The sequence below is a fragment of the Sphingobium fluviale genome (assembly GCF_004122115.1).
Classification (GTDB): domain Bacteria; phylum Pseudomonadota; class Alphaproteobacteria; order Sphingomonadales; family Sphingomonadaceae; genus Sphingobium; species Sphingobium fluviale.
Genome location: NZ_SBKP01000001.1, coordinates 102,919 through 127,116, shown reverse-complemented (window position 1 = coordinate 127,116; position 24,198 = coordinate 102,919). Strand labels below are relative to the sequence as shown.

The window sequence follows — 24,198 nt, the reverse complement described above, 5'->3', positions numbered from 1 at the left end:
TCTCCCAGATTCTGAAAGGCCGTCACCGTGACCAGCACCGTCAAATCCCCCAGCGTCGGGCGCTTCGCCGACCTCAAGACCCTCTATGCCGAAATGACCGCCACTCCTGAATTCCAGGCGGCGTTCGGCGATCCGCTTGCCCTGTCCATTGTCGAACCGGGTGAACAGCCCGGGGAATATGAGATGCCCGAGCCCTTCGCGGCGCAGGCCGAATGCGGCGGCATCGTCGCCACCATCTTCGACCTGTTCACCGGCACGCGGCTCGAACCGCTCGCCGCCGAAATTGCCTGGGGCTTCGTCAACAGCTTCCATTTCGTCGCGGGCAAGCTGGAACGCCGCGAGGATGCGCTGGCGATGGAAGTCGGCGATCTCGCGCGCAATCCCGACATGAGCGAGATCTACAACAACGAGCTCGAGGAGAAACAGTTGCTCTGTCAGTCGACCGCCGAACAGCGTGCAGCCGTCGAATGCATGCGCGACTATGCCGCCGAGATGTACCGGGTGCAGTCGGGCTGGCCCTGGTCGCCGGCGCGCGGCAGCAAGGCGTCTTCGGCATCGAGCGCCAGCCAGATCGCCGCGCTCGATTTCCTGCGGGCACGGGAACTCGCCGCCCGTGAGAAGCATTCGCCGCGCGGCCCCATCGTGGTCTTTTCGGGGCCTGCCCAATGGCACGACTGGGAAACGCTCTGGGCCAAGCTCGACGAGATCAAGGTGCGCATTCCGCATATGACCTTGGTGACGACCGGGCAGCGCAAGGGGGCGGACGCGATCGCGGCGGCCTGGGCGGCGCGGGCGGAGAACAATGTGCCACTGGTTGCCTATGGGCTCTACGGCAACGGCCGCAAGACCGCCTTTACGCGCAACCGAAAGCTCGCCGAATTGCAGCCGGTCGAGGCGCTGCTCTGCGAAGGATCGGGATTGCAGGCCAATCTCTACCAGACGCTGCGGCAAGCCAATGTCCCGATCCATGCCTTCCGCAAGGTCGACCAGGTGGCCGATACGGCGGTGCGGCGTATGCGCGCCTGATCGTTCCTTATTGGTGCGGGGTGGGAAGGAGCGACTCCACCACCGTTTAAGTTTGATTATGATGGTCCTGGGCCGGGCGCGATCACCGCGCGCCGGCCTATTTTTGTTTGAGGGATCCCCCGTGCCGCCGCATGGATTGCACAGATGAATATCGGTGGCTGGGAACACTCCAATCTGGAATTCAGTCCCCTCCATTTGCGATAATGGGCCGAAATGCTATTCGTGCCGACGAAGGATGTTTGAATGGCACAGATAGTTATCGGCTTAATCGCAACCGCGATCCTGATGCGGATGTCGTTCCTTGCCAACGACCGATTTGCCGACCAACCGCGTCTGCCTATGCAATGGTTTTTGGACGGCAAAGTGACCTGGACCGCACCTCGCCGTTTTGCTTTGGCGTTCATTCCTGCACTGGCGATTCCCATCATTTGGGTCACGGTCGCCCTGACGCTCTTCGTGTCACCACGCCCCGGCCAGGAAGGCTTTGAAATTCCGGTCACCCTCTTCATGGGGGGGATATTCGTCGCGGTCTACATGCTGCACCTCTGGCTTATCAATAATCACCTGAAGCGAAACGGCGGCTAACCACCCAAAGCGGTAGTCCTGACCGGCGCGTCCGGTCTGTGGTTTGTGGCGGTGCGTTATTCCAGCCCATGTTGCGCGGTGCCAACAGGGACGACACGGGCATCGAGCCCGCGTTGTCCCTCGGGTGCGTGGGGCGAGGGTGGTGTATAATTCTCTCTACAACAAGTCCGAGTGTGGCACGGGGACAGCACCGGCCTCAAGGACGACGGGGCCCCACCATTTTCTTTGGCGGATCGGGCGACAGTGCGTCCTCTCCAGCCTTGGTGGCCGCCAAAGAAAATCGTGACCCCCATCGCCGCTGACGCGGTCGCTTCGCGATCCTTGACCCCGGCGCTCACAGCCCGTGCCTTTGGAAATGCCTCTTTTCAGTCAATTCAAGGAGGCAGGCATGACCAAGGTAAACCGCACAATCCGTGACTTTTCAGAAATCGCCGACCTCATCGCGGCCGAGACGATGACGACCAGCGACAGCTTCAGCTCGGCGTTCGAGGCGGGGCTCGATACGAGCCGGATCGGGATGGGCGAGGAGGAGCTGACCTCGGATATGCCGGACGCGACCGAAGCCCAGCTTGCTACCGAGATGCTGGTGCGCACCATGTTCGACGTGCTGCGCGACACCCGGATGGAAAGCATTGCCGGACGGCTTGCCTGGGGGATCGTCCACAGCTTCCACAAGGTCGCGGAGCAGCTCGACGGGGAAGCCGACAAAGCCACGCTCAAGATCAAGGAGCTGATCCGCAGCGCCGACGGGAGCGAGGTGATGATGGCCGAACTGGAGGAAGCCCAGCTCCTCTGCCAGTCGCTCGACGAAGCGCGCGAGGCGGTCGCCTGCATGCGGGACCATGCTGCGGATACCTACCTTGCCGAGACCGGCCAGCCCTGGTCCAGCCCACGCGGATCGCTGGTCTCCTCCAAGCGCACCGCTTCGGTGATCGCGGCGCAGGATTTCCTCGCCGCGCGCAGGCAGCGCCGGGCCGATGCGCATAGCCCGCAAGGCCCGGTGGTGATCTTTTCGGGCGGACAGGTCTGGGAGGACCACGCGCTCATCACCGAACGGCTCGATGCGGTGAAGGCCCGGATCCCGGCGATGGTGCTGGCGACGACCGCGCAGGACAAGGGCTGCGACGCGATCGCGGCAGCCTGGGCGGCGCGGACCGGCACCATGCTCATCGCCTTCACGCTGGACCGGCGCCTGGGCAAGCGGGCTGGGTTCGCGCGCAACGAACAGCTCCTCGCGCTGCGTCCGGTGGAAGCGATCGTTTGCGAAGGTTCGGGGCTTCAGTCTCATCTCGCCCGCGAGGTGAGGGCGAAGGGGGTGCCGGCGCATTTCTTTGCCCTGAAGGATCAGCGGACGGGGCGGGAGGCAGCGTGAGCAGGTGAGGAAAGCGGGACCGGTCGGGCTTCGGCTCGGCCGGTCCTTCTTTTTTGCTGGCGTTGATGTCGTCCCCGCTCAGGGATGCGGCGAGCCTTCGGCTCGGCACCCGTCGCGGGGCCGATGCGCTGCCATTGATGATGGCAGCGGCCTCCTGCGCGTGGCTACGCCATGCTCGTCGCAGGGACCCGCTTCGCGGGCGGTTTTGGAGTGTCGGTGCTTTCGGGCAGGGGTTTGAGCGCGGCAATCGCGGCGGCGCCTCCCACCCGGATTGCGGCGACAACGAGATCGCGGAATTCGCGCTCGGTGAGGGTCTCCACCGCCAGCTCGGGAACGATCGCGGCATATTTGCCGCGCAGCGCGCGGCGGGCCTTTTCCACCTCTTCGCCCATCTTGCGCTGGCGCGCTTCGAGGTCGGCGAGGCGTTCTCTGTCGGTCATCTTGGGCATGTCCATCGTCCTTCGAGATGGTCTGCCCGCCGTCCCCAATATCGGGGGATTTGAAGTCGTTCGCAATCCCCGGATCGGGGTGCAAATCAAGGAGGCATCATGACGTCATCGCTGATAATTTTGCGGCACCGGAATGAGCTCACCGGCGTGCCGCCGGTGGGAAGAACAGAGCCTTCCCCGTGCCGGGTAAGGGCCGCGCCCCTTCCGGGTCGAGGCGACGCAGCGATCAAGTCGCTGCGCAAGAAAGGACGCACGGCCGTGGCCGTATTGTAATGCACCGTACGCACGGGTGCTGCGCGGATTTACCGCGCGTAATCAGAGGCTTGATATGGGTGCCATGGCACCCGCTGGACACGGCTTCTGGCACCCATGTCACCCCGGACGAGAAAGGGCTCGGCCGAAGTCGCGGATTTCCGCGGCTTTGACCCGGGTGCCATGGCGGACAACCGATTTTCTTGAGTTTTGCAGGGCTTTGCGCTATTAAGGCCCTGCTTCATGACATTCTGTCGCCGGGCTCCTCACTGGAGCAACGGCATGCACAGAATATCAGTCCGGGTGGACGACACCCTTTACTTGGCGCTGCAGCGCCGCGCCCAGGGCGCCAATCTCTCCCTCTCCGACTTTGTCCGGTCGATCCTCGTCCAGGCCGCCGATCCGCGCGGGCGTTATATCTATTCCTCGCAGGATGAGTTGCTCGGCATCTGCATCCAGATACTGACGCTGGTTGCAACCTCGATCGGCGAACGCTCTCCGAAGGTGCTCGAGCGGGGGATGGCGGATGCCACGGCAGTCCTAAAGGAGCGGGGCCTGCTCGGACCGGAGCAGGACCGGGAGGTGCGGTCATGAGCATCTTCCGCAACGACACGCTGGGAAGCTGGACGCGCGGTGGCCAGTCGATCGTTCACAATGTCCGCATGACCACCCAGGTCTTCTTCCAGACTGTCACCGCCGGGCTGGTGATCTGGGTGATCGGGATCATCTGGTATGCCCTCGAAAAGTCCACCGACTACGAACGCTATGTCCTCACCAAACTGGTCGAGGCGAGCTTCAAGGCCGACGCCGCGCCCGGCACCAACGATCCGGTGCTGTTCAAGACCCCGGCGGGGCAACAATACTGGACCTCGGCCGACTGGCTGGTCGCCTCCGATCTCGCGAAGAAGACCCTCCACAGCTTCGAGCTCTACCTGATCCACGGTGCGATCCTGTCGGGGGCCTTCGCGCTTGTCGCACTCGGCATCGCCTGGTTCTCGTTCACCCGGACGGGGAGAGGCCTGGGCTCCAACGAATATATCCGTGGGGCCCATTTCGGCACCGTGAGTCAAGTCAAACGCGCGCTCTGGCGGCAGAAGAAGGGGAGCTTCAAGATCGGCGGCGTACCCGTTCCCGACGCCTTCGAGCCCGAACACATCCTCCTGTGCGGCGCGCCCGGCACCGGCAAGACCAACCTCATCATCAAGATGCTCGAAGGCATCCGGAAGAAGGGCAAGCGGGCGATCGTCTATGATACCGCCGGCACCTTCGTCGAAAAATTCTACCGCCCCGGCAAGGACATCATCCTCAATCCGCTCGACTGCCGCACTGCGGAGTGGTCGCCCTGGGGCGACGTGCCGCGCGACTATCATTATGACCAGATCGCGGAATCGACGATCCCTGAAAAGCACGGCGATCCCTTCTGGGCCAAGGCCTCGCGCGGCACGCTGGTCGCTGTCCTGCGCAAGCTCGCGCGCGAGGGAGAGATGCTGGTCTCGGTGCTATTGGATCGCCTGCTGCGTTCCAAATTGAAGGACTTGGCCGCCTTCGCCGCGGGCACCGATGCGGCAGCCTTCATCAGCCTCGAAGGCGAGCGCACCTCGGCCGGCATCCAGGCCGAGCTCGCTTCGGTGATGAGGAGCTTCTCCTATCTCGACGACACCACGAAAGGCCTGTCGATCCGCGATTGGGTGGCAAACGAGGACGGTGACAACTGGCTGTTCATCACGGTCAAGGCCGACCAGCTGCCCTCGCTGCGTCCCTTGATCACCGTCTGGCTCGACATCGCCATCTCGGCGATCATGAGCCTCGCGCCCGATCGCAAGCGGCGGCTCTATTGCGTCATCGACGAACTGCCGACGCTCCAGAAACTGCCCTCGTTGTCGGACTTTCTCGCCCGCGCGCGCAAATATGGCGGCTGCGGCATATTGGGGTTTCAGTCTTACCCGCAACTGGAAGCGACCTACGGCATCCAGGATGCGGCCGCGATCACCGGCTATTGCTCGACCTGGGTGGCACTACGCGCCAACGACACCCCCACCGCCAAGCATGTCTCGGAGAATCTCGGCCAGGTCGAGCAGGTCGAGGCAAACGAAGGCATGTCCTACGGCGTCAACGACATGCGCGACGGGGTGAACCTCAGCCGCATGCAGGTGACCCGGCCGTTGGTCATGCACACAGAGGTCACCAATCTTCCCAATCTCTGCGGCTATCTCAGGTTCGGGCGCAGCCTCCCCGTGGTGCGGTTCGAGGACAGGTTCAACACCGTCGATACTGTCGCCGAAGCCTTTATCGAGCGCGACACGCCGCCGGTTCGCAATACCGAAGGCCGTGCGATCATCGCGGCGATCAATGGTGAGGGAGAAGGGGGAGCAGCTACCGAGCCGAGCACGAAAGCACCAACTCCTCGATCGAAGCCAAAGCGCAAGGTCAGCGGGAAATCGGACGAACCCGCGCCGCAGACCGACCTGTTTGCGCCGCCGCCTGAGGGAGCTGAGGATACAGGCGGTGCCGGGGAAGCTCCGCAAAATGAGTCGTCTTCCACCCATCCACCGGAACCGCCGCGGCCGGTGCAGGACTTCACGCTTGGGGCTCGTCGCGGCCATCGCCGCATTGAGCTCGATGTCTATGATCGGACCGACGGTCCCGCCCGCAAGGCGAAACCGGCATGATCCACCCGCGCCGCCTCAAGGGCACCTCCGCCAATATCGCCCGCTACTATACGGTGGGCGACTATTACACCAAGGGCGGGGATGAACCGAGCCTATGGGGCGGTGCTCTCGCGCCCGAGCTGGGGCTTGAAGGCAAGGTCGATCCCCGGATCTTCGCCGAACTACTCGCCGGCCGCGTTGCCGGCCAGCAACTCGGCCGTCACCGTGTGGGCGGCGAAATCCAGCATCACCCCGGTTGGGACTTCGCCGTCAATGCCCCCAAGTCGGTGTCGATCATGGCGCTGGTCGCGGGCGACGATCGGATCATCGCAGCGCATGAGCGCGCGGTCACAACCGCTCTGTCCTATCTCGAGGAGCATGCCGCGCTGCGTCGACGCGACAATGGCGAGATCGTCCACGAGACGACCGGGCGGTTGCTGTTCGCGCGCTTCACCGAGCATGCGAGCCGCGAGCTTGACCCGCATCTCCACACCCATGTCGTCGTTCTCAACATGACCAACGGGGAAGCGGGGGCGCCGATGGCGAGCCTGGAAACCCGGGCCATGTACGCCGAGCAGATTGTAGCGGGGCAGGTCTACCGGAACGAGCTGGCGGGTGATTTGCGGGAACAGGGCTTCGAAATCGACTTTGATCCCCGTCGAGGACTGTTCGAGATCACCGGCGTGCCCAAGGATTTCATTCGCGAAACCTCCCAGCGCGCCGAGCAGATCGAGGACCATGCGAAGGAACATGGCCTCTCCGGGCAGGCGGCGCGCCGTGCGTCGTTCTACGAAACGCGCGGGGCCAAAGTGAAGGTCGGGCTCGATGAACTCAAAGGCCAATGGACCGAACGCGCCCGCCCCTATGCCGAGGATCTCACCAAGGTCCAGCTAAAGGCAGCCGACCGGGAAGGGGAGGGGATCGCACTTGCCCCCCTTACGACAAACCGAGCCGCCCTGTTCGGCATCCGCCATGCCGAAACCCGCGAAGCGGTGTCGAACCTCGGCACGCTCTATCGCCATGCTCTGGCGAGCCATGTCGGTGAAGTGCGACTTGGCGACGTCCGCCCCCTGATCGACGGCCATGAAGCGCGCCGGAAACTCCTCGTCACCCGCGAGCCGACAGGCGATCGCACCCTGACCCGGGGCCGCACGACGCGGCGCAGCGCCCGGCTCGAACAGTCGCTGGTCCGCGAACTGGCCCTGGCGCTGGGCGATGCCCGGCCGATCGCTTCGTCCGATCGGCTGCTGGCCGTGCTGGAAGGTGCCGGACTCACCCCGGCGCAGGAGGCAGCGCTGGTCACGCTCGCCACAGCGACGGATCGGGCGACCGGGCTTCACGGCGTCGCCGGTGCGGGCAAATCGATGCTGATGCGGGTTCTGGCGGAAGCTGCGGGATCGGGCAGGGAGTTCCTCGCGCTTGCGCCAACTTCGTCCGCCGCCGCCAATCTCGGGGAGGGGGCGGGTGTCCCGTCGCGCACCGTTGCCAGCCTGCTCGCCGGCGGCGGACATGGCATCACCGGGTCCCATGTCCTGCTGGTCGATGAGGCCGGGCAATTGGGCAACCGCCAGGCACAGCGCCTCCTGGAAATCAGCCGCGAGACCGGCGCGCGGATGATCCTGCTTGGTGACAACCGGCAGACCGGCGCGATCGAGCAGGGCAAACCCTTCTGGCTGATGCAGAAGTTGGGACTGCCGACCGCAGAGCTCACCGAATCGATGCGTCAGGAAACTCGCGCGATGAAGGCCGCGGTCACCGAGGCACGCGCTGAAAACTATACCGCGTCATTGGCCAGGCTCGACAAGGTGACAAGTGGTGCAGACGCCGAAACGCTGGCGAAGGGACTCGTCGCCGAATGGACCCGCCTCAAGCCAGAGACGCGCGCGACCACCAATATCCTTGTCCTTGAGAATGCCACCCGGCTCATCGTCAACACGAAAATCCGCGAAACGCTCAAATCCGAGAGCGCGATCGCCGCCGAGGATACGCGCCTTTCCGTACTGACGCCCGCCGGCATGAGCGCCGAGGAAAAGCAGTTCGCGCGGTTCTACTCGGGTGGGCAGGTTGTGACGTTTTCGCGCGATCTCGCCGGGGCGGGGTTGGTACGTGACACCGAATATCGCGTAGTCGGTGTCGGCCGTGATGCCAATGGCCGCCAGATTGTCCGCCTTGCCGACGAGCATGGCCGGATCATCCGTTGGGACCCGAGGCTCGGCAGCGCGCGCCATATCAATGTGTTCAACCGCGAAGAACGCGATTTGGCCGAGGGCGATCGTATTCAGTGGCGGCTAGTAAACAAGGACCTCGACCTCAAGAATGCCGAGCGCGGGACGGTCGAGAAGCTCGAGGGAACCCTTGCCGCGATCCGCTGGGACCGGGGCGAGCGGGTGCAGACTGTCGATCTCGCCGAGCACAAGACCTGGGATCATGGCTATTCCGAGACGGTCTATTCGGCGCAGTCGAAGACCTATGCCCGCGTCTATGTGCTGGCGCCGGTCAATTCTTCGTTGGTCAACGGCCAGAATTACTACACCGCGATCACCCGCGCCCGGCTCGGAGTGAAGCTCTGGACCGAGGACGAGAAGCGCCTCGTCGAAAAGCTGGAATCGCGCTCGGGCGAGAAGACCTCGGCGCTCGAAGGGCTGGGGCGGCTCACGAAGGATTCTGCGCGCGCCTATGCCGATCGCCATGCCGACCGGCTGGACCAGGAGCGGGACGAGCAGCAGCATCTCCGTCAGGAACGACGCGAACGCGTGATGGAGCGCCAATTCGATCGCAATCGGCCGCCGGACGGTCTGGGCGAGCGCCTTGCCGAAAGCGCGCGCGGCATCGGCGATTTTCTCGACCGTATTCTGCGGTCCGCTTTGGATCGCCGGACCGAACCCGAAGTGGCGCGCCCGTCAAAGTCGGCAAGTCAACCCGAGCCGGTTCCCGATCGACAGGAACATCAACCCCAACCCCACCATCAAACCGATCACGGCCCGGAACGGTGATCGGTCTTCACCACTGCAAAAGGCATATCGCGATGAAGACTTCTCCCTCAATGCCCGAATTTGCGTCTCGCGGACGAACGATCATTCCCATCATCTGTGCCGGCCTTTCCTTCATGATGCCGATCCAGGCACAGGCACGTGGCGGCACGCAGGGGGAAGTGCGGCTGGCCGAGTGCATTCGTCAGGCGGCTGACGGCCATCCCTGGCTTGAAAAGACGCTCTGGGGCCTGCGCGACCAGGAAGGAGGGTGGATCGGCGCCCAGGTGCGCAACACCAATGGTTCGCACGACCTGGGGCCATTGCAGATCAACAGCTGGTGGGTGCCGAAGCTTTCCGCCCTTGTCGGGCGTTCGCAGGTGGAAGTCCGCACCTGGCTGACGTCCGATCCCTGCTTCAATGCAGGGGCCGCGCGATGGATATTCCTGTCGGCGCTGCGGACAACGGGGGATTTCTGGAAGGCGGTCGGCGTCTACCACAGCCCGACCGCTTGGCGGCAGCGCCGCTACGCCCTGAGCGTCGCCCGGCATATGCAGCGGCGGTTCGGGCGCGGCCTGTTCGTTAGGCCGGTTGCTCGTGATCAGGCTTCAGCGAATGTTCCGCTGAAACCCGCACAAGACGAACGCCGGGCTACCGACCCCAAAGTGCAATATCATGGCTTTGGTACTGTTTCGGGCGGATCAAGTTGAGACTGTGTCCCCGGCCATCAGGCTCGGGCAGCTACAACCTGATCCAGCGAATCCGACAGGAGCAGGGCCAGGGCCGCTGCCCGGTCGAGTGGTCTTGAGAAATAATAGCCTTGCCCGAATGAACATCCAAGCTGGGCCAACTGCGCTGCCTGGGTCTCGTTTTCGATACCCTCGGCCACAACGACAACATTCAGTTCCCGTGCGGTGTGCAGAAGACCGCCGATCACGGCTGAACCCGCCCCTTGCGGGGCCAGCCTGTCCACGAGAATCTTGTCAATCTTGATCATATCGACCGGCATCGTCAGCAGCGGCATCAACTGGCCCCCGCCTGTGCCGAAATCGTCCAGCGCGATGCGCAGCCCCTTTTCGCGCAGCGTCTGAATAGCGCCAATCACTGCCCTGTCGCGGAGTGCTGGATAGGCGCTTTCTGTGATTTCGATCACGAGATGCTCAAGCGGCAGCCCATGCAACGAGTGGGCTGCGGCAATCTGCTGATCGAGCCGACCACCGTGAAAATCGGCCAACGAAACGTTGACGCCAATATGGTCGATCGGTGCGCCTTGCCTTGACCAATCCCGGACATCCTGCGCCACGATCTCCAGCATCCGCTCGGTAAGTTCGCTGGCGATGTGGACATCCGAAGTCGCCTCGCGAAACGCCGCTGCCGCCAGCGTACCGCCGTTGGCCATCCTCAGCCGGCAAAGCGCTTCCATCGCGACGACCCTGCGCGTGTCGAAGCGAACGATCGGCTGATAGTGCGCTTCGATCCGCGCCTCGCGCAGCGCTGCATCGACATCGCGGATGGCTGCGATCCGGTGGATGATGCGGGTGTCGATACCAGGCCAGTAACGTACGAAACCGCCGCGGCCGGTCTCTTTTGCGTGATAGAGCGCAAAGTCGGCGTTCTGCCGGACTTCTTCCGCACTACGATCCCCCGGAGCGAGCACCGCACCACCTATCGTTGCCTTGGGGACAACAGCATGGCCGTTGCAGTCCAGTGGCTCTCCGAGGTCATTCAGGATCATACGGGCAAAGGCATCGAGATCGCGCAATGCGGAAGGTGACTGCACGAGGATCGCGAATTCATCGCCACCGATCCGGTAGACCCGGTCAGGTGATGCTGCCGCATTCGTCCGCGAAGCGGCAGCCTGGATCAGCAAGTCGCCTGCATGATGACCGAAGCCGTCGTTGATCACCTTGAGGTTGTCGAGGTCGAGGATGAGGAGTGCCCAGCTTCCAGGATTGTCGCAGCCCAGCTGAGCCAGAGTCTGCGCGAAAGCGGAACGATTGCCCAGGTCCGTCAGCAGGTCGACATTTGCCCGGCGCTCGCGGTCCAGCACTCTCTCGTGCCGATCGATTGCGATGGCGCAAAGATGGATGCAGGCCTCGACCATTGCAGCTTCGTCTTTGGTCGGTCCTCTTTCCTCGCGGAAGTAGAGAGCGAATGTGCCGGTGACGCGCCCGCTTTCACCGATGATCGGTGTCGACCAGCAGGCACGCAGCCCCAAGGCGAGAGGGGTGCCCTTATAGCCGGCCCAGCGAGGATCGTTCGCGATGCTGGTGACGGTCACCGCTTCGCCGAGCCATGCAGCGGTTCCGCATGAGCCAACTTCGGGACCGATCGCCAGGCCATCAAGCGCAGCGCAATAGTCCTGGGGCAAGCTTGGCGCGGAGAGGGGACGCAGCAATCCCTGGCTGTCGACGGTAAGAACAGAGCAGACTATTCCCGGCGCGCGCGTCTCGATCTCGATGCATAGCCGATCGGTCGACGACTTGAGGTCGGCTCCCTTGGCTATCAGCTCGAGAATGGTGTTGCGTAGGTCGAGCAAGCGGCTTCCTGTCCCTGCAAATGTCAAGCGCAATTGGATTGATGCTGATTCAAGACGGTCATAGGTATTTGCGATTAAGTCTTTGCTAAATGGTGGCTATCGTTCGCCACTACCGGCACTGGAAAAGGAACATCGGGAAGCCAGAAGTCTAAAACTCTGACGGTTCTGCGGACGCGCGGGCATCTTCAAGGCTGCATCAGGCCTTTCCAGGGGTGCAAAAACTGAGTGTCGCCCCGTTTTCCGAATTCTGCGACTGGTACGGTTTTAAGGAACCAGTTCGCGAATCATGGAACGCAGGCCACAATTGTTGTGCCTGCGGAATAGGTGTTCGGGGTTAAATGATACTTAAAACCCGTCGCCTTATAACCATCGAGGGAGGACATATGCGGCGTGAAGCGCACGCATCCTGGTCTGCTCCGGAGCATCGTGGCGACGAATGTTCGCCGCTACCGGCAGGCGCGCGGGCTCAGTCAGCAGGACTTCGCCAACGAGATCGACATGGACCGGACCTATTATGGCGGTGTCGAGCGAGGGGAACGCAATGTCTCGATCGATAATATCGAGCGGATTGCCAAGGGTCTTGAAATCAGTCCCCATCAATTGCTGATCGCGCGTGAGTGAGAGGAAAAATGCTGAGCGTTTTCAATCGACTAATGCTCATCTTAGTGCGAACGACTCGGCGGGGCTTAACACGGGTTTGTGCATCCCGGCACCATGCAAAAATAGTGATGCGAGTCCAAAAATCTCAGGTGGCGAGACTGGCGGCCGAGGTTTGAGGCACCTTGGTAGCGGCCCAAATGCTGTCTCCGGGTATCGACCGAGCTCGGCGCTTTGCGGCCCTCCCCGCCACAATCAGCAGGCAGCCAAGGATAACGGCGGTGGCGTCTACGCCCAGGACTTGCGCCGGATGTAGACCGCGCAGCAATAGCGTTGCTATGGGAACGCAAAAGGTCATGGTGGCAGCAGCGTAGGTGAGCTCATGACCTGATCGGGCCGCGCCGCGCAGAAGCGCGACAACTATAAAGCCCAGAAGCAGTGCGTAAAAGATTGCGCTGTGGAGACCTTCGGTCGCACTCGCACCGAGCGGCTTTGCCGCAGCCAAGGTGACCGCGATGCCAGCGATCGTGCCGGTCGGTACGCCAACCGTCAGCGCACCGAGCACCTTTGTCGCTCGCGTCTGTTCCACTGCACCTGCCTTGCGTTCGCGCTTGCGGCGGCTTTCGATCCACAACAGGTTGCCGGTGTAGAAGATGAACGCTCCGGCAAGGCCGAGCAGGAAGTAGGACCAGCGGATCGGCTCGCCACCAAAGGCGCCGAAGTGCAATGTAAAGAAGCTGGTGACAGCAGCCGACCAGCCATCCTGATGGCCGGGCATATAATCCTTGCCGGTGAGATCGCCCGTAACCGGATCGATCGAGCCATAGCCCATAGTCGGTCCGCGCATCGCGTGGCGTTCACTCAGGCCACCGACGCGGACGAAGCGCGAGCCGTCAGGGCGCTGGCTGATGTCAAGTACGAGCGGCGTGAAGTCCGGAGCCTGCTGGCGCAGACGCGCGACCATCTGCACCGGTGTCAGCATCGGCGGTGCATCGCCTTGCGCGACGGCGGCGGGACGTTGCCGCTCCGCGCCGCCGAAAGCCAGCCCCTGAGCTCCGTAAAACTGGTCGTGGAAAGCAAATACCAGCGCCGTCACTGCCATGATGATATGGAAGGGCAGACTGAAGATGCCGAGCAGATTGTGCGCATCCAGCCACATGCGCTTCACGTTCTTGCCAAGGCGCATGGCGAAGAGATCGCTCACCAGGCTGGGCAGAAGCACGATCAGGCCGGAAACGATTGCCACGAAATATAGCATGGCGATTGCGCCCATGATCGGCATCGCCACTTCATGGTCCAGCGGCAGGCCGACCTGCTGGTGCAGCACGTCAATGAACTGCGCCACCGGAGAGGGACCCTTGGTTTCGACCTGAAGACTTCCGTCCGGTCTAAGAGCCCGATTCAAAAGTTCCTCAAGCGTAGCAATACCTTGCGGTTCTGCGGATGAGCATGCGGATAGATGCGATCATGGCCCAGGCGGTTGACGAAGCGATGGTCGCTTCCCAGTCCTTTGCGAGGCGGCGGCACCGCCCCAGCCATGCGAACGTGCGCTCGACGACCCAACGGCGCGGCAGAACTTCGAAGCCCTTGGCCTTGTCGGAACGCTTGATGATCTCGATTACCCAATTCCCGGCTCTGGCGAGTGCTCTCCTGAGCTTGTCACCAGCGTAGCCACCATCGGCGAAGATATGGCGCAGCCAGGGAAAGCGCTGGCAAATCCTTTTGAGCACGTCGACGGCGCCATCACGATCCTGAATATCGGCGGTGTGCACGAGGATGGAGATCAGAAAACCGGAGGTGTCGGTCAGGATATGACGCTTGCGGCCTTTGACCTTCTTGCCCGCGTCATATCCACTCGGACCGCCGCTCTCGGTCGTTTTCACGCTCTGGCTATCGATGATGCCCGCACTGGGAGAGGCCTCGCGCCCCTCGATCTCTCGCAGGTTCATGACCAGCAGCGTGTTCATCACCTCGAACAGTCCCGCATTACGCCAGGCGTAGAAATAGCGCCGAACCGTCGAGACCGGTGGAAAGCACTTGGGCAGCAGGCGCCAGGCACATCCGGCCGAGGCCAGGTAGAGCAGAGCGTTGGCCACTTCGCGCATATTCGTGCTGCGGCGCCGACCGCCGTGTTTTGCCGGGGGAATGAAAGGCGCCACCAGCGCCCACTCCCTGTCCGTCATGTCGCTTGGATACCGCAACCCTTTGCGGCTATGCTCCTCTCGAGCAATGCCAGTCCATGCCATTGATCACTCCATCTCTCGCAAGGACGGCGTGAATCATAACATGCTGGTATTGCTCAACAACTTTTGGATCGGGCTCTAAGCGATGCATAATGGGTGATCGCGGGCGCATGTTCGTCTTTGCCCTGCCGCACGTCCCAACTGACGCGTGCCGGGCGGGCGGTGTCGGTGACGAGATGGACTTCGTATCCCTTCTTCGCTTCCGGATGGACCGCCAGAACCTTTGCGACCAATTCCGGCGTTTGCTCCAGCGAGGGCGGAGCAGCGAGCGTGGTCGGCGGCGAGGCCCAGCGCTGGATGTGGTCCTCAAACATCGTTAGCGCGCCGGCGAAGAAGGCGATGAACAGGGCAAGGCCGGATATGATGCCGACCCAGCCGTGAATCTCCTTGTACATCTTGATCAGATCGGTCGGCATTTTCACGGGCGTAACCCTCCCAGAACGGCGATCAGGCCCCACAGAACAATATTGGCGAGCGCCAGCCAGCCCCATGCCCGCAGGCTCGTCCTGAACAGAAAGACCAGCGAGACGACCAGAGCCCAAACCGGCGACATCAACCACATCGAAAACTGGCCCTTGGTCGAGAAGAATGCCTCCTGGACGCCGCCCAGCGTGCGGAACAGGCCGCTTACGCCCAGCGCGATCAGGAAGCCCAGGATCAGGCCCGCACTCGCCTTTCCGAACCAGTTCTTAGCGGTCAGTTGCGGTTTCATGTGCGGTCCTCCGGCATACCTTTCCACCACGCGATGGCGAGCGGGGCGATCGACAGGACAAGCATGGCGAGTGTCACTGAGACGAACACTGCGGTGGCCGGTCCGTAATGCTGAAGGAGCAAGACAAGCCCGATGACGAGTCCCGTCGAACCAGCCACCTTGAATATTAATGGTCGGTTCTTGGCTGTGAACAGTTTGCGGTTTGGCGACGCGAAATAGAACAGCAGGGCTGACAGCAAGGTCAGCACGCCTCCGGCAAGAACAATCATGGCAATTTCTCCAGCCCGAAGGCGAGCGTGATGCTGTGCGCGATGCTGGCAGCCATGGTGCTGCCGTGGTTCTGGTGCGACAGGGCAAGGGTTTGCACCTGCGCCCCGCGTGCGACCAGGTGTCGTTGAAGGTTGGTTATGTGAGCCCATGCCGCCGCGTCACCGGTCGCTTCCGCGATCAGCACGGTCGTTCCCTTCAGATTGCGGGCAGACTGATTCTGCGGCCGTGCGGCTGTTCCACCAAACCAAAGCGAGGGGCTGACAAGCGCATAGTTGCGGAAGCCTCCACTGGTGAGCATCTCGTGCACGGCAAACAGCCCACCGTAGCTGTGCCCGGCGAGCGTCTGGCGGTTCGGATCAAGCTTCCAGCGTGCGGCCACGGCCGGGCGAACACTGTCGCTTAGGAACTTGGCATAGGCGTTGGCACCGCCTGTCGGCAGGCCATGTCCCGGAGCGCCCGGTGGCACGCTGTAATCATCGATCAGAGGGGTAAAATCCCGCGACCGCCGGGCCATTGGTTCGGACCCAATCGCGATGATAAGGCCTGGTTCGACGCCGGACCTTTGCCGCGCCCGTGCAAGCCGGCGGGCATTGGTCACAGCCATGGGGAAATTGTCCTCGCCATCGAGCAGCCAGAGCACGGGCCAGCCATTTGACGGTGGCTGACCTTCGGGCCAGGCGACCATGACCGCATAGTCCTCACCCGCGTCCGAACGAACGGTCAGGACGTCGGAGTTCTCCAGATGCCATGGCGCAGCGACGGCAGCCGGTGCCACCATCGCTGCTACCACTGTCGGCAGGATCGCCGCTCGCATTACCAGCGGAACTGAAGCCGCGCAGTGACGCTGCGACCCTGACCATAGAAGCAACTCGCGGTCGAACCGCACGTCGCAACATAGCGCTTGTCGGCGATGTTGCGCGCATTGATCGATGCGGAAAGGCCTTCAAGCTTCTGGTTCGCAACCCCGAAATCATAGCGCAGGAACAAGTCGAACAGCGTATAATCGGGAATGGTCAGCGTGTTGAGCGCATCGCCATAAGTCCTCCCGGTATATCGCACGCCACCCCCGAAGCCGAGGCCTGCAAGGCTGCCCGATTTGATCCGTTGGTCGATGAACAGCGAAGCCAGCCAGTTTGGCACCTGTGGCAGTGCCTTGCCCAGTTGCGCAGCCGTGTTGGTCTTAGTGACTTTGCCTTCGCTGTGGACCGGCGTGCAAAAGGGACCCCGTTAGCGGGGTGATCGGCGTCTAAAAGGGCCCCCTCATTCCGATGGTGTAGCGGGCCGCCTGGTTTTCCAGGTGGCGAGATCGGGATGTTGGTGGTGGAGACAGTTGTTCGGATCCGACGCGAGCACGCGAACGGGAAGGCGATCAAGGCAATAGCGCGGGATCTGCGGTTGTCTCGCAAGGTGGTGCGCAAGGCGATCCGGGCGCCGGAAGGGGCGTTCGACTATCACCGCACGGTCCAACCGCTGCCCCGGCTTGGGCCGTTCCAGGAGCGGCTCGATACACTGCTGACGGAGAACGAGGCGCGGCACCGGCGTGACCGTCTGCGCATGACGCGGATCCACGATCTGCTCCAGCGCGAGGGGTTCGAGGGCTCCTACGATGCGGTCCGGCGCTACGCCCGGCGTTGGGCCGAAGCGCGGCGCAAGGATGCGGGTGACGGCGCCCCGGCGTTCATTCCGCTGCTGTTCCAGCCCGGCGAGGCCTACCAGTTCGACTGGAGCCACGAGGACGTGGAGATCGCCAGCAAGCCGATGCGGGTGAAGGTGGCGCACATGCGGCTGTGCGCGTCGCGGGCGGTCTACGTCAGGGCCTACCCGCGCGAGACGCAGGAGATGGTGTTCGATGCCCATGCCCGGGGCTTCGCCTTCTTCGGCGGCGTTCCGCTGCGGGGGATCTATGACAATCTATGGACGCCTCCCGCCGCAAGGTAGTTCTGATCGTTGCATCCGGCTTGGGTTGCGTGAATCTATCCGGCCTGTGGTCGGAGCGGTCACGCTCCTGGCCTTGATGGGAGTCCGCTACTTCTTGCCTCATAACATGATCGGCCTCGATGGCCTTGTCGTAGATCAGGCTTCGAAGCGGCGGCCCTTGCCGTTGCACCATCAACATCCACCTCGCAATTCTTCGGGGACCTAGCCCCGTTCAGCCAATGCGTTACGCTGGCAGGTAATCTTCCTTCCGGGCCAGCAGCACCCAGGCCAGGCGAGCGGTCTTGTTGGCAAGCGCCACGAGCGCCTTGTTGAAGCCTGCTCGAGCGACAATGCCCTTCAGCCAGACTGATCGCCCATCGTCTTTTGCAGCAAGTCGGCTGATCACCGCTCGGGCCCCATGAATAAGCTGGCGCCGCAGATAATGGTTGGCGCGTCGCCCGATGCCGCCGAGCCTGGGCTTGCCGCCGGTCGTGTACTGTCTTGGCACTAACCCGATCCACGCGGCGAGCTCCCGGCCTGAGCGGAAATGCCGACCGTCATCTACCGCGGCAACAAGTGCGGTCGCAATAACCGGCCCGACGCCCGGCAACGCTGCAAGCCGGCGACAGGCTTCATGCTCGCGGCAGATGCTAACGAGCTTGGCGTCGAGCTTCGCAAGTCGGGCTTCTACGTCGGTGAGCTGATCCATCAGCTCAGTAAACAACTCGCGGGCAAGGTTGGACAAATCAGCCTCGGCCACGGCTGACGGGACTTGCTGACGAAAGCGCCACGGGCCTTTAGGTAAAACTACGCCGTACTCGGCGAGAAGCCCCCGGGCGTGGTTGATGAGCGAGGTGCGTTGGACGACCAGCCGCTCTCGCACGCGGTGCAGGCTTTGAAGATCCTGCTGCTCGGTCGTCTTCACCGGGACGAAGCGCATCGTCGGCCTCGAGGCCGCATCGAAGATCGCCTCTGCGTCGATGGCATCGTTCTTGGACCCGCGCACGAACGCCTTGACGAACCTTGGGTTGACCAGGCGCACTTGGCGACCGGCCGATGAGAACCGTCGACCCCAGTGGTGGGCGCTCGCACAAGCCTCCATAGCAACAATCGCGGGATCAAGTTCGGTGACTGCGTTCTCGAGCTTGGCACGACTTACCTTGCGCGAGATAACTACCCCATCGGCGTCGATCCCGTGCAGGTGGAACGACTGCTTGCCCAGATCGATCGCGAGCATCTCCATTGTCATTGCCTTCCTCCTTCTTGTTGACCGACATGTTGGTCGGAAGACGGGAGGCGTCCATCCCATAACATGAAGACCGCCGTCGCCGCGGTCTTCGTCGGCAAGGAGCGGGTGTTCAACTGCCGCTTCCTGGTCATGGCCGACCATTACATGGTCGAGCCCACGGCGTGCACGCCGGCGGCAGGGTGGGAGAAGGGTCAGGTCGAGAACCAGGTCCAGACCATCCGTGGCCGCTTCTTCCAGCCCCGCCTGCGCTTTGCCAGCATCGAGGAGCTCAACGGATGGCTGGAGGCCGAGTGCCTGCGCTGGGCCGCGTTGCACCCGCATCCCGAGCAGAAGGAGTTGACCGTTGCCGAGGCGCTGGAGCTCGAGCGGCCAGCCCTGCAGCCGATGCTGGCGCCGTTCGATGGCTTCCACGAGACGGCCCATGCCGTGACCGGCACTTGCCTGATCAGCTTCGACCGCAACCGCTATTCCGTCATGGCCAAGGCCGCGCGGCGGGCGGTCCAGGTTCGTGCCTATGCCGACCGGATCGTCGTGCGCCTCGGTGACGAGGTTATCGCCGAACATGCCCGGCACTTCGGCCGTGACCGGACGATCTACGATCCCTGGCATTATCTCCCCGTTCTGGCCAACAAGCCCGGCGCCTGGCGCAACGGCGCCCCCTTCCAAGGCTGGGACCTTCCGCCGGCACTGGCGCGGCTGCGCCGCAAGCTGGGGAGCGGTGATGAGGCCGATCGGCGCTTCGTGCGGGTGCTGGCGGCCGTGCAGACCGATGGCCTGGACGCGGTCGAGGCCGCGATCCGCGAAGCGCTTGATGCCGGCGCCGCCAGCGACGAGGTGATCCTCAACATTTTGGCGCGATACCGCGAACCGGCGACTGACCGGCCTCTCGACGTGGTCGTCGACCTCAAGCTTAGCCATCCGCCAATTGCGGACTGCGCCCGCTACGATACGGTACGAGGCCTTGATGCAGCGGCATGAGATGATCGAGGCCATGCGCGGGCTCGGCCTCAGGGGTATGGCCGGCGCGTTCGACGAGGCCGTCACCACGGGACTTCAGCGCAAACGCACGACCCACGAGATCCTGACCGACCTGCTGCGGGCGGAAGCCGCGCATCGCCATGCCGCCTCGATCCGCTACCGCATGACCGCAGCCAAGCTGCCCGTGGTCAAGGATCTCGATGCCTTCGTGTTCGAGGGCACGCCGATCAACGAGGGACTGGTCCGCTCGCTGCACGCCGGTTCCTTCCTGCCAGGCAGGCGCAATATCGTGGCGGTTGGCGGCACGGGGACCGGCAAAACCCACCTGGCCACCGCGATCACCGCCAACGTGGTGCGCGCCGGCGCCCGCGGGCGCTACTTCAACACGGTTGACCTGGTCACCCGGCTCGAGGAGGAGGCTCGCATCGGCAAGGCCGGCGCCATGGCTGCCCAGCTCAGCCGGCTCGACGTCGTGGTCCTCGACGAACTGGGCTACCTGCCGTTCGCCCGCTCAGGCGGGCAGCTGCTGTTCCACCTGATCAGCAAGCTCTACGAGAAGACCTCGGTGATCATCACCACCAACCTGGCCTTCGGCGAGTGGCCCACCGTCTTCGGCGATCCCAAGATGACCACAGCCCTGCTCGACCGGATCACGCATCATTGCGATATCGTCGAGACCGGCAACGACAGCTGGCGCTTCAAACACCGCAGCTGACCACCTCAGAAATCGACTTCGCGCTGCTGCCGCCTCCGGTCGGGCTACGCCCTCCCTACGCCGTCAGCAGCGCGAAACACGCGCCCAGCATCAACCGTTCTACGCAACGCAAAGGGGGTCCCTTTTGCGCGCCGATAGGGGGTCCCGATTGGACGCCGATTGACAGCCATTGCTTGCTCTCGGCATGTCGGTTCGTACCCGAGGAGATAAAATCTGCCTGGCAGCATCGACATCGAGACGATCTGTGTCGCCAAAGGTCTCCGCATCACGGAGCAACGGCGCGTGATCGCAAGAGTGCTATCGGAAGCGCTCGATCACCCCAACGTCGATGTACTGTTTGCACGCGCTTCAGCGATCGATCCCGGCATTTCCATCGCAACGGTATACCGAACAGTCCGCCTGTTCGAAGAAGCCGGGGTCATCGATCGCCACGACTTTGGCGACGGAAAGGCCCGCTACGAAGCCGCTCCCGATGCACATCACGATCACCTGATCGATGTCGAGACAGGCAATGTCATCGAATTCGTCGATCCCGAGCTGGAGGCTCTGCAAAGACAGATAGCCGAGCGTCTAGGTTTCCGTTTGGTTGACCACCGCATGGAACTCTATGCTGTGAAGGTTTCATAAAATGCTGCTCGCTTTTTTGAAGGGGATGAAGCGTGAGAACGGTTGGAGATGCTTTCCAGCCGGCGTTGCGTCCCTTCTCCTGGACGGAAACTCGTCAGAGTGAACAGCGGTAGCGATCCATACGCTGTGGGTTCAAGTCGGGGAGGCGTCCGACCAAGTTACCCAACGCTACTCAGATATTTCATGCAGCCTCATCCTGCTAGCCATTAGGCTCGATCAGGCGGTGGAGGTGCACCACCACATATTTCATCGCGGCATCGTCTACCGTGCGCTGCGCCGCGCCGCGCCAGGCATTTTCAGCTGAGGCAAAATCGGGAAAGATACCGACCAGATCGATCTTCGAAAGATCCTCGAAATCCACCCCTTGCGGATCCGTGACCCGGCCGCCCATGACGAGATGCATCATACTCAGATTTTCCTTCAGATTGTCGCGGCGGGTTCGTGGATGGAATGCTCTGCCAGCAGCCGGGCGATGGCGGGGCGGCAAGAGCCGCAGTTGGTGCCGGCGTTGAGCGCGGCGCCCACCGCTTCCACGCTTTCCAGCCCCTGCCGGGCGATGGCATCGCGGATGGTGTATTCGCCCACGTTGAAGCAGACGCACACGATCGGGCCGCGATCTGGCTCGGGTTCGGCCGGGCGGGCGGCAAGCAGCGCGCCGGCGCCGGTTTCAGTCATTTCGGCCAATTGGCCCGCAATCCAGTCACGCGGGGGCAGGGCGCCCGAGCGAGTGAAATAGAGCGCGGCGGCAAGCTGGCCCACACCGCGATCATCCTGAGCTTGTGGAAGGGCGCGCACCACCACGCGCCGGGTGCCACGGGCGGCGTCGAAGGCCTCGATCCGGTCGCCTTCGGGCAGCAGCGCGTCAAGGTCGATCGTGCCCTTGCCTTCCAGTTCGATCAGCCAGCCGCCGTCCTGCTGCACGGCGGTCCAGTAGATGCCGTCCGGCAGCGCCGGGCGCTCTGCACAGACCAGGAAGCCGCGCCAGTCACCGCGCCACGGCTCCACCGCCGCCGGACTGTTCTTGAAACCGGGCTGGCCGCTGACCGGATCGTGCGCCGGGCCGGGCAGCAGGTTGCAGCGCCCCGCGCTCGATGTACGGTCAGTCCAGTGCATCGGCACGAACACCTCGCCGGGGCGTTGCGCATCGGTGACTTTCACGCGGAACAGGGAATGCCCATGCGGCGTGCGCACTGCGGCGAGCCGTCCATCGGACAGGCCCTGCGCCTCGGCATCCAGCGGATGCACTTCGAGCAGCGGTTCGCGGCGATGCTGCGAGAGCCGGGGGGAGAGGCCGGTGCGCGTCATCGTGTGCCACTGGTCACGATACCGGCCGGTGTTGAGCGTCAGCGGGAAGGCCGGATCGGTCTCACGCGCGTGGGGCACGTCCACCGCAATCATCCGCGCACGGCCGCCGGGGTGGGTAAAGCGGCGATCGGCGAAGGGCGAATCCCCGCCCCAGCGGCGCGGTGCCAGATCGTCATATTCCGGCCCGCTCAGCCCGGCCCAGACCGACAGGTCGAGCTTGCGCGCGCCGTTGTTTTCAAAGGCGGTCTGGCGGCAGAATTCGTCGAACACTTCGGCGCTGCTGCTCCACGCGAAAGCATCGCCGTGCCCCATGCGGCGGGCGACATCGGCGACGATCGCCCAATCCGCCCGCGCTTCACCAGCGGGGGGGAACAGGGCGCGCTGGCGCGAGATCAGCCGTTCGGAATTGGTGACGGTGCCGTCCTTCTCGCTCCACCCCAGCGCGGGCAGGCGGACGTGGGCGAAGCGGGCCGTGTCGGTGTCAGCAATGCAATCGGAGACAACCACCATCGGGCATTTCGCGAGAGCCGCGCGCACGAAGTTCGCGTCCGGCATGGACACCGCCGGATTGGTCGCCATGATCCACAGGAAGCGGACCTTGCCTTCGTCCACCGCGCGGAACAGGTCCACCGCCTTGAGGCCGGGGCCGGAGCAGATCGTCGGCGAATTCCAGAAGCGCTTGGCCCAGTCCAGATCATCGGGGTCGAAGCCCCGGTGGCAGGCGAGCATGTTGGCAAGCCCGCCCACCTCGCGCCCGCCCATCGCGTTGGGCTGGCCGGTGATCGAGAACGGCCCCGTGCCCGGTCTGCCGATGCGGCCCATGGCCAGGTGCAGGTTGATGATCGCGTTGCCCTTGTCCGTCCCGCAGACCGACTGGTTCGCGCCCTGGCTGAACAGTGTGACCATGCGGGGCGAAGCCGCCACCAGATCGGCGAGCGCCGCAAAGGCTGCCTCGTCGATCCCGGCAAGAGCGGGGCTGATCGTCAGCCCTTGCCAGAAGTGATCGGGCACATCGACATGGGCGCCGAGATAGTCCTCGTCGATCAGCTTGCGCACGCGCATTTCGGCCAGCAGGCTATTGAACAGCGCCACATCGCCATCGGGAGCCACCGGAACGTGCAGGTTGGCCTGCTCGGCGGTTTCGGTGCGGCGCGGATCGATGACGACGATCTTCGTGCCGCGCCTTTCGCGCGCCGCCTCGATCCTTTGCCAGATCACCGGGTGGCACCAGGCGGTGTTGGAGCCGACCAGCAGGATCAGGTCCGCTTCCTCCAGATCGTTGTAGGAGCAGGGCACCACATCCTCGCCAAACGCGCGGTTGTGGGCGGCGACTGCGCTCGACATGCACAGGCGCGAATTGGTGTCGATATTGGCCGAACCGATGTAGCCCTTCATCAGCTTGTTGGCGGCGTAATAGTCCTCGGTGAGGAGTTGGCCCGAAACATAGAAGGCCACGCTGTCCGGCCCGTGTTCGGCAACCGTATCGGTGATCGCCCGCGTCACCAGATCGAGCGCGGTGTCCCAGCCCGCCTGCTGGTCGCCGATCATCGGATGCAGCAAGCGCCCGTCCAGCCGCACCGTTTCGCCAAGGTGCGATCCCTTGGAACACAGGCGACCGAAATTGGCCGGGTGCGCGGCATCGCCCGCGATGGTGACGGCATGATCGCCTGTTACCGTTGCGGAGATGCCGCAGCCGACGCCGCAATAGGCGCAGGTGGTGCGAATCGTGGTCATGCCGGTCTCCG

Annotated in this window: 21 protein-coding genes and 3 pseudogenes; 12 read left to right on the top strand and 12 right to left on the bottom strand. The window is 63.4% G+C overall.

The features are described 5' to 3' along the window. Nucleotides 1–27: 27 nt before the first annotated feature. From EQG66_RS00665 to EQG66_RS00655, 3 genes are all read left to right on the top strand, one after another. Complete coding sequence (locus EQG66_RS00665; RefSeq protein ID WP_129402623.1) at nucleotides 28–1,026, top strand: SLOG family protein; 999 nt, start codon at nucleotides 28–30, stop codon at nucleotides 1,024–1,026. Between the two features lie 243 nt (nucleotides 1,027–1,269). Further along, the gene (locus EQG66_RS00660) at nucleotides 1,270–1,611 is read left to right on the top strand and encodes a hypothetical protein (protein WP_129402622.1); all 342 of its coding nucleotides are present in this window, start codon (nucleotides 1,270–1,272) and stop codon (nucleotides 1,609–1,611) included. A gap of 388 nt (nucleotides 1,612–1,999) precedes the next feature. Beyond that, on the top strand, nucleotides 2,000–2,983 hold the full coding sequence (locus EQG66_RS00655; RefSeq protein ID WP_129402621.1) for a DUF2493 domain-containing protein: 984 nt from the start codon (nucleotides 2,000–2,002) through the stop codon (nucleotides 2,981–2,983). A 164-nt stretch (nucleotides 2,984–3,147) separates the two neighbouring features. Here EQG66_RS00655 and EQG66_RS00650 read toward each other — a convergent pair whose 3' ends face one another. Continuing rightward, the gene (locus EQG66_RS00650; RefSeq protein ID WP_129402620.1) at nucleotides 3,148–3,432 is read right to left on the bottom strand and encodes a hypothetical protein; all 285 of its coding nucleotides are present in this window, start codon (nucleotides 3,430–3,432) and stop codon (nucleotides 3,148–3,150) included. Nucleotides 3,433–3,966: 534 nt separating this feature from the next. On the opposite strand from EQG66_RS00650, the gene EQG66_RS00645 reads away from it, so the two are divergent. The 4 genes from EQG66_RS00645 to EQG66_RS00630 are packed head-to-tail and all read left to right on the top strand — an operon-like array spanning nucleotide 3,967 to nucleotide 10,011. Then, complete coding sequence (locus tag EQG66_RS00645; protein ID WP_245987753.1) at nucleotides 3,967–4,278, top strand: CopG family transcriptional regulator; 312 nt, start codon at nucleotides 3,967–3,969, stop codon at nucleotides 4,276–4,278. Continuing rightward, entirely contained in the window at nucleotides 4,275–6,353 is a 2,079-nt protein-coding gene (locus EQG66_RS00640; protein ID WP_129402618.1) for a type IV secretion system DNA-binding domain-containing protein, read from the top strand. The genes EQG66_RS00645 and EQG66_RS00640 overlap by 4 nt, the downstream gene beginning before the upstream one ends. After that, nucleotides 6,350–9,325 carry a MobF family relaxase gene (gene mobF, locus EQG66_RS00635; protein WP_129402617.1) on the top strand — a complete coding sequence of 992 codons (2,976 nt, stop codon included), beginning with the start codon at nucleotides 6,350–6,352 and terminating at the stop codon, nucleotides 9,323–9,325. The genes EQG66_RS00640 and mobF overlap by 4 nt, the downstream gene beginning before the upstream one ends. Nucleotides 9,326–9,357: 32 nt before the next feature. Continuing rightward, nucleotides 9,358–10,011: a lytic transglycosylase domain-containing protein gene (locus EQG66_RS00630; protein WP_342775085.1), complete on the top strand. Its 654-nt coding sequence runs from the start codon at nucleotides 9,358–9,360 to the stop codon at nucleotides 10,009–10,011. Between the two features lie 17 nt (nucleotides 10,012–10,028). Here the strand turns inward: EQG66_RS00630 and EQG66_RS00625 are convergent, their stop codons facing one another. Next, a complete protein-coding gene (locus EQG66_RS00625) occupies nucleotides 10,029–11,840 on the bottom strand; it encodes a putative bifunctional diguanylate cyclase/phosphodiesterase (RefSeq protein WP_129402616.1) in 1,812 nt (603 codons plus the stop codon). Nucleotides 11,841–12,230: 390 nt separating this feature from the next. Between EQG66_RS00625 and EQG66_RS00620 the strand changes: the two genes are divergently transcribed. After that, nucleotides 12,231–12,461 carry a helix-turn-helix domain-containing protein gene (locus EQG66_RS00620; protein WP_129402615.1) on the top strand — a complete coding sequence of 77 codons (231 nt, stop codon included), beginning with the start codon at nucleotides 12,231–12,233 and terminating at the stop codon, nucleotides 12,459–12,461. 124 nt (nucleotides 12,462–12,585) lie between these two features. Here EQG66_RS00620 and EQG66_RS00615 read toward each other — a convergent pair whose 3' ends face one another. The 7 genes and pseudogenes from EQG66_RS00615 to EQG66_RS00585 form a co-directional block, all read right to left on the bottom strand. Then, a complete protein-coding gene (locus EQG66_RS00615; protein ID WP_281273878.1) occupies nucleotides 12,586–13,842 on the bottom strand; it encodes a PepSY-associated TM helix domain-containing protein in 1,257 nt (418 codons plus the stop codon). 7 nt (nucleotides 13,843–13,849) lie between these two features. Further along, nucleotides 13,850–14,683 carry an IS5 family transposase gene (locus tag EQG66_RS00610; RefSeq protein ID WP_129402613.1) on the bottom strand — a complete coding sequence of 278 codons (834 nt, stop codon included), beginning with the start codon at nucleotides 14,681–14,683 and terminating at the stop codon, nucleotides 13,850–13,852. A gap of 53 nt (nucleotides 14,684–14,736) precedes the next feature. Beyond that, nucleotides 14,737–15,096, bottom strand: a complete 360-nt coding sequence (locus tag EQG66_RS00605; RefSeq protein ID WP_245987785.1) for a PepSY-associated TM helix domain-containing protein — start codon at nucleotides 15,094–15,096, stop codon at nucleotides 14,737–14,739. Between the two features lie 2 nt (nucleotides 15,097–15,098). Next, nucleotides 15,099–15,392 (bottom strand): hypothetical protein, encoded by a 294-nt coding sequence (locus EQG66_RS00600; RefSeq protein WP_129402611.1) that lies wholly within the window; start codon nucleotides 15,390–15,392, stop codon nucleotides 15,099–15,101. Next, nucleotides 15,389–15,661, bottom strand: a complete 273-nt coding sequence (locus EQG66_RS00595; protein WP_129402610.1) for a hypothetical protein — start codon at nucleotides 15,659–15,661, stop codon at nucleotides 15,389–15,391. Before EQG66_RS00595 ends, EQG66_RS00600 begins: the two co-directional genes overlap by 4 nt. Next, nucleotides 15,658–16,476 (bottom strand): alpha/beta hydrolase, encoded by an 819-nt coding sequence (locus tag EQG66_RS00590; protein ID WP_129402609.1) that lies wholly within the window; start codon nucleotides 16,474–16,476, stop codon nucleotides 15,658–15,660. The genes EQG66_RS00595 and EQG66_RS00590 overlap by 4 nt, the downstream gene beginning before the upstream one ends. Then, nucleotides 16,476–16,826 (bottom strand): annotated as a pseudogene (locus EQG66_RS00585) (TonB-dependent receptor domain-containing protein); the annotation flags it as partial. The pseudogene EQG66_RS00585 and the gene EQG66_RS00590, both read right to left, overlap by 1 nt. A gap of 147 nt (nucleotides 16,827–16,973) precedes the next feature. On the opposite strand from EQG66_RS00585, the pseudogene istA reads away from it, so the two are divergent. Further along, nucleotides 16,974–17,582: pseudogene (istA, locus tag EQG66_RS00580) on the top strand (IS21 family transposase); the annotation flags it as partial. Nucleotides 17,583–17,823: 241 nt separating this feature from the next. Here the strand turns inward: istA and EQG66_RS00575 are convergent. After that, nucleotides 17,824–18,822, bottom strand: a complete 999-nt coding sequence (locus tag EQG66_RS00575) for an IS110 family RNA-guided transposase (RefSeq protein WP_129402919.1) — start codon at nucleotides 18,820–18,822, stop codon at nucleotides 17,824–17,826. A gap of 66 nt (nucleotides 18,823–18,888) precedes the next feature. Here EQG66_RS00575 and EQG66_RS00570 point away from each other — a divergent pair. The 3 genes and pseudogenes from EQG66_RS00570 to EQG66_RS00560 all read left to right on the top strand — a co-directional run. After that, nucleotides 18,889–19,806 (top strand): annotated as a pseudogene (locus tag EQG66_RS00570) (Mu transposase domain-containing protein); the annotation flags it as partial. Further along, the gene (gene istB, locus EQG66_RS00565) at nucleotides 19,793–20,521 is read left to right on the top strand and encodes an IS21-like element helper ATPase IstB (RefSeq protein ID WP_066549432.1); all 729 of its coding nucleotides are present in this window, start codon (nucleotides 19,793–19,795) and stop codon (nucleotides 20,519–20,521) included. The pseudogene EQG66_RS00570 and the gene istB, both read left to right, overlap by 14 nt. 213 nt (nucleotides 20,522–20,734) lie before the next feature. Further along, complete coding sequence (locus tag EQG66_RS00560; RefSeq protein ID WP_129402607.1) at nucleotides 20,735–21,148, top strand: Fur family transcriptional regulator; 414 nt, start codon at nucleotides 20,735–20,737, stop codon at nucleotides 21,146–21,148. A 199-nt stretch (nucleotides 21,149–21,347) separates the two neighbouring features. On the opposite strand, the gene EQG66_RS00555 is transcribed toward EQG66_RS00560, so the two are convergent. Then, nucleotides 21,348–21,560 carry a DUF4170 domain-containing protein gene (locus tag EQG66_RS00555; RefSeq protein WP_129402918.1) on the bottom strand — a complete coding sequence of 71 codons (213 nt, stop codon included), beginning with the start codon at nucleotides 21,558–21,560 and terminating at the stop codon, nucleotides 21,348–21,350. Between the two features lie 8 nt (nucleotides 21,561–21,568). After that, nucleotides 21,569–24,187 (bottom strand): nitrate reductase, encoded by a 2,619-nt coding sequence (locus EQG66_RS00550; RefSeq protein ID WP_129402606.1) that lies wholly within the window; start codon nucleotides 24,185–24,187, stop codon nucleotides 21,569–21,571. Nucleotides 24,188–24,198 lie beyond the last annotated feature (11 nt).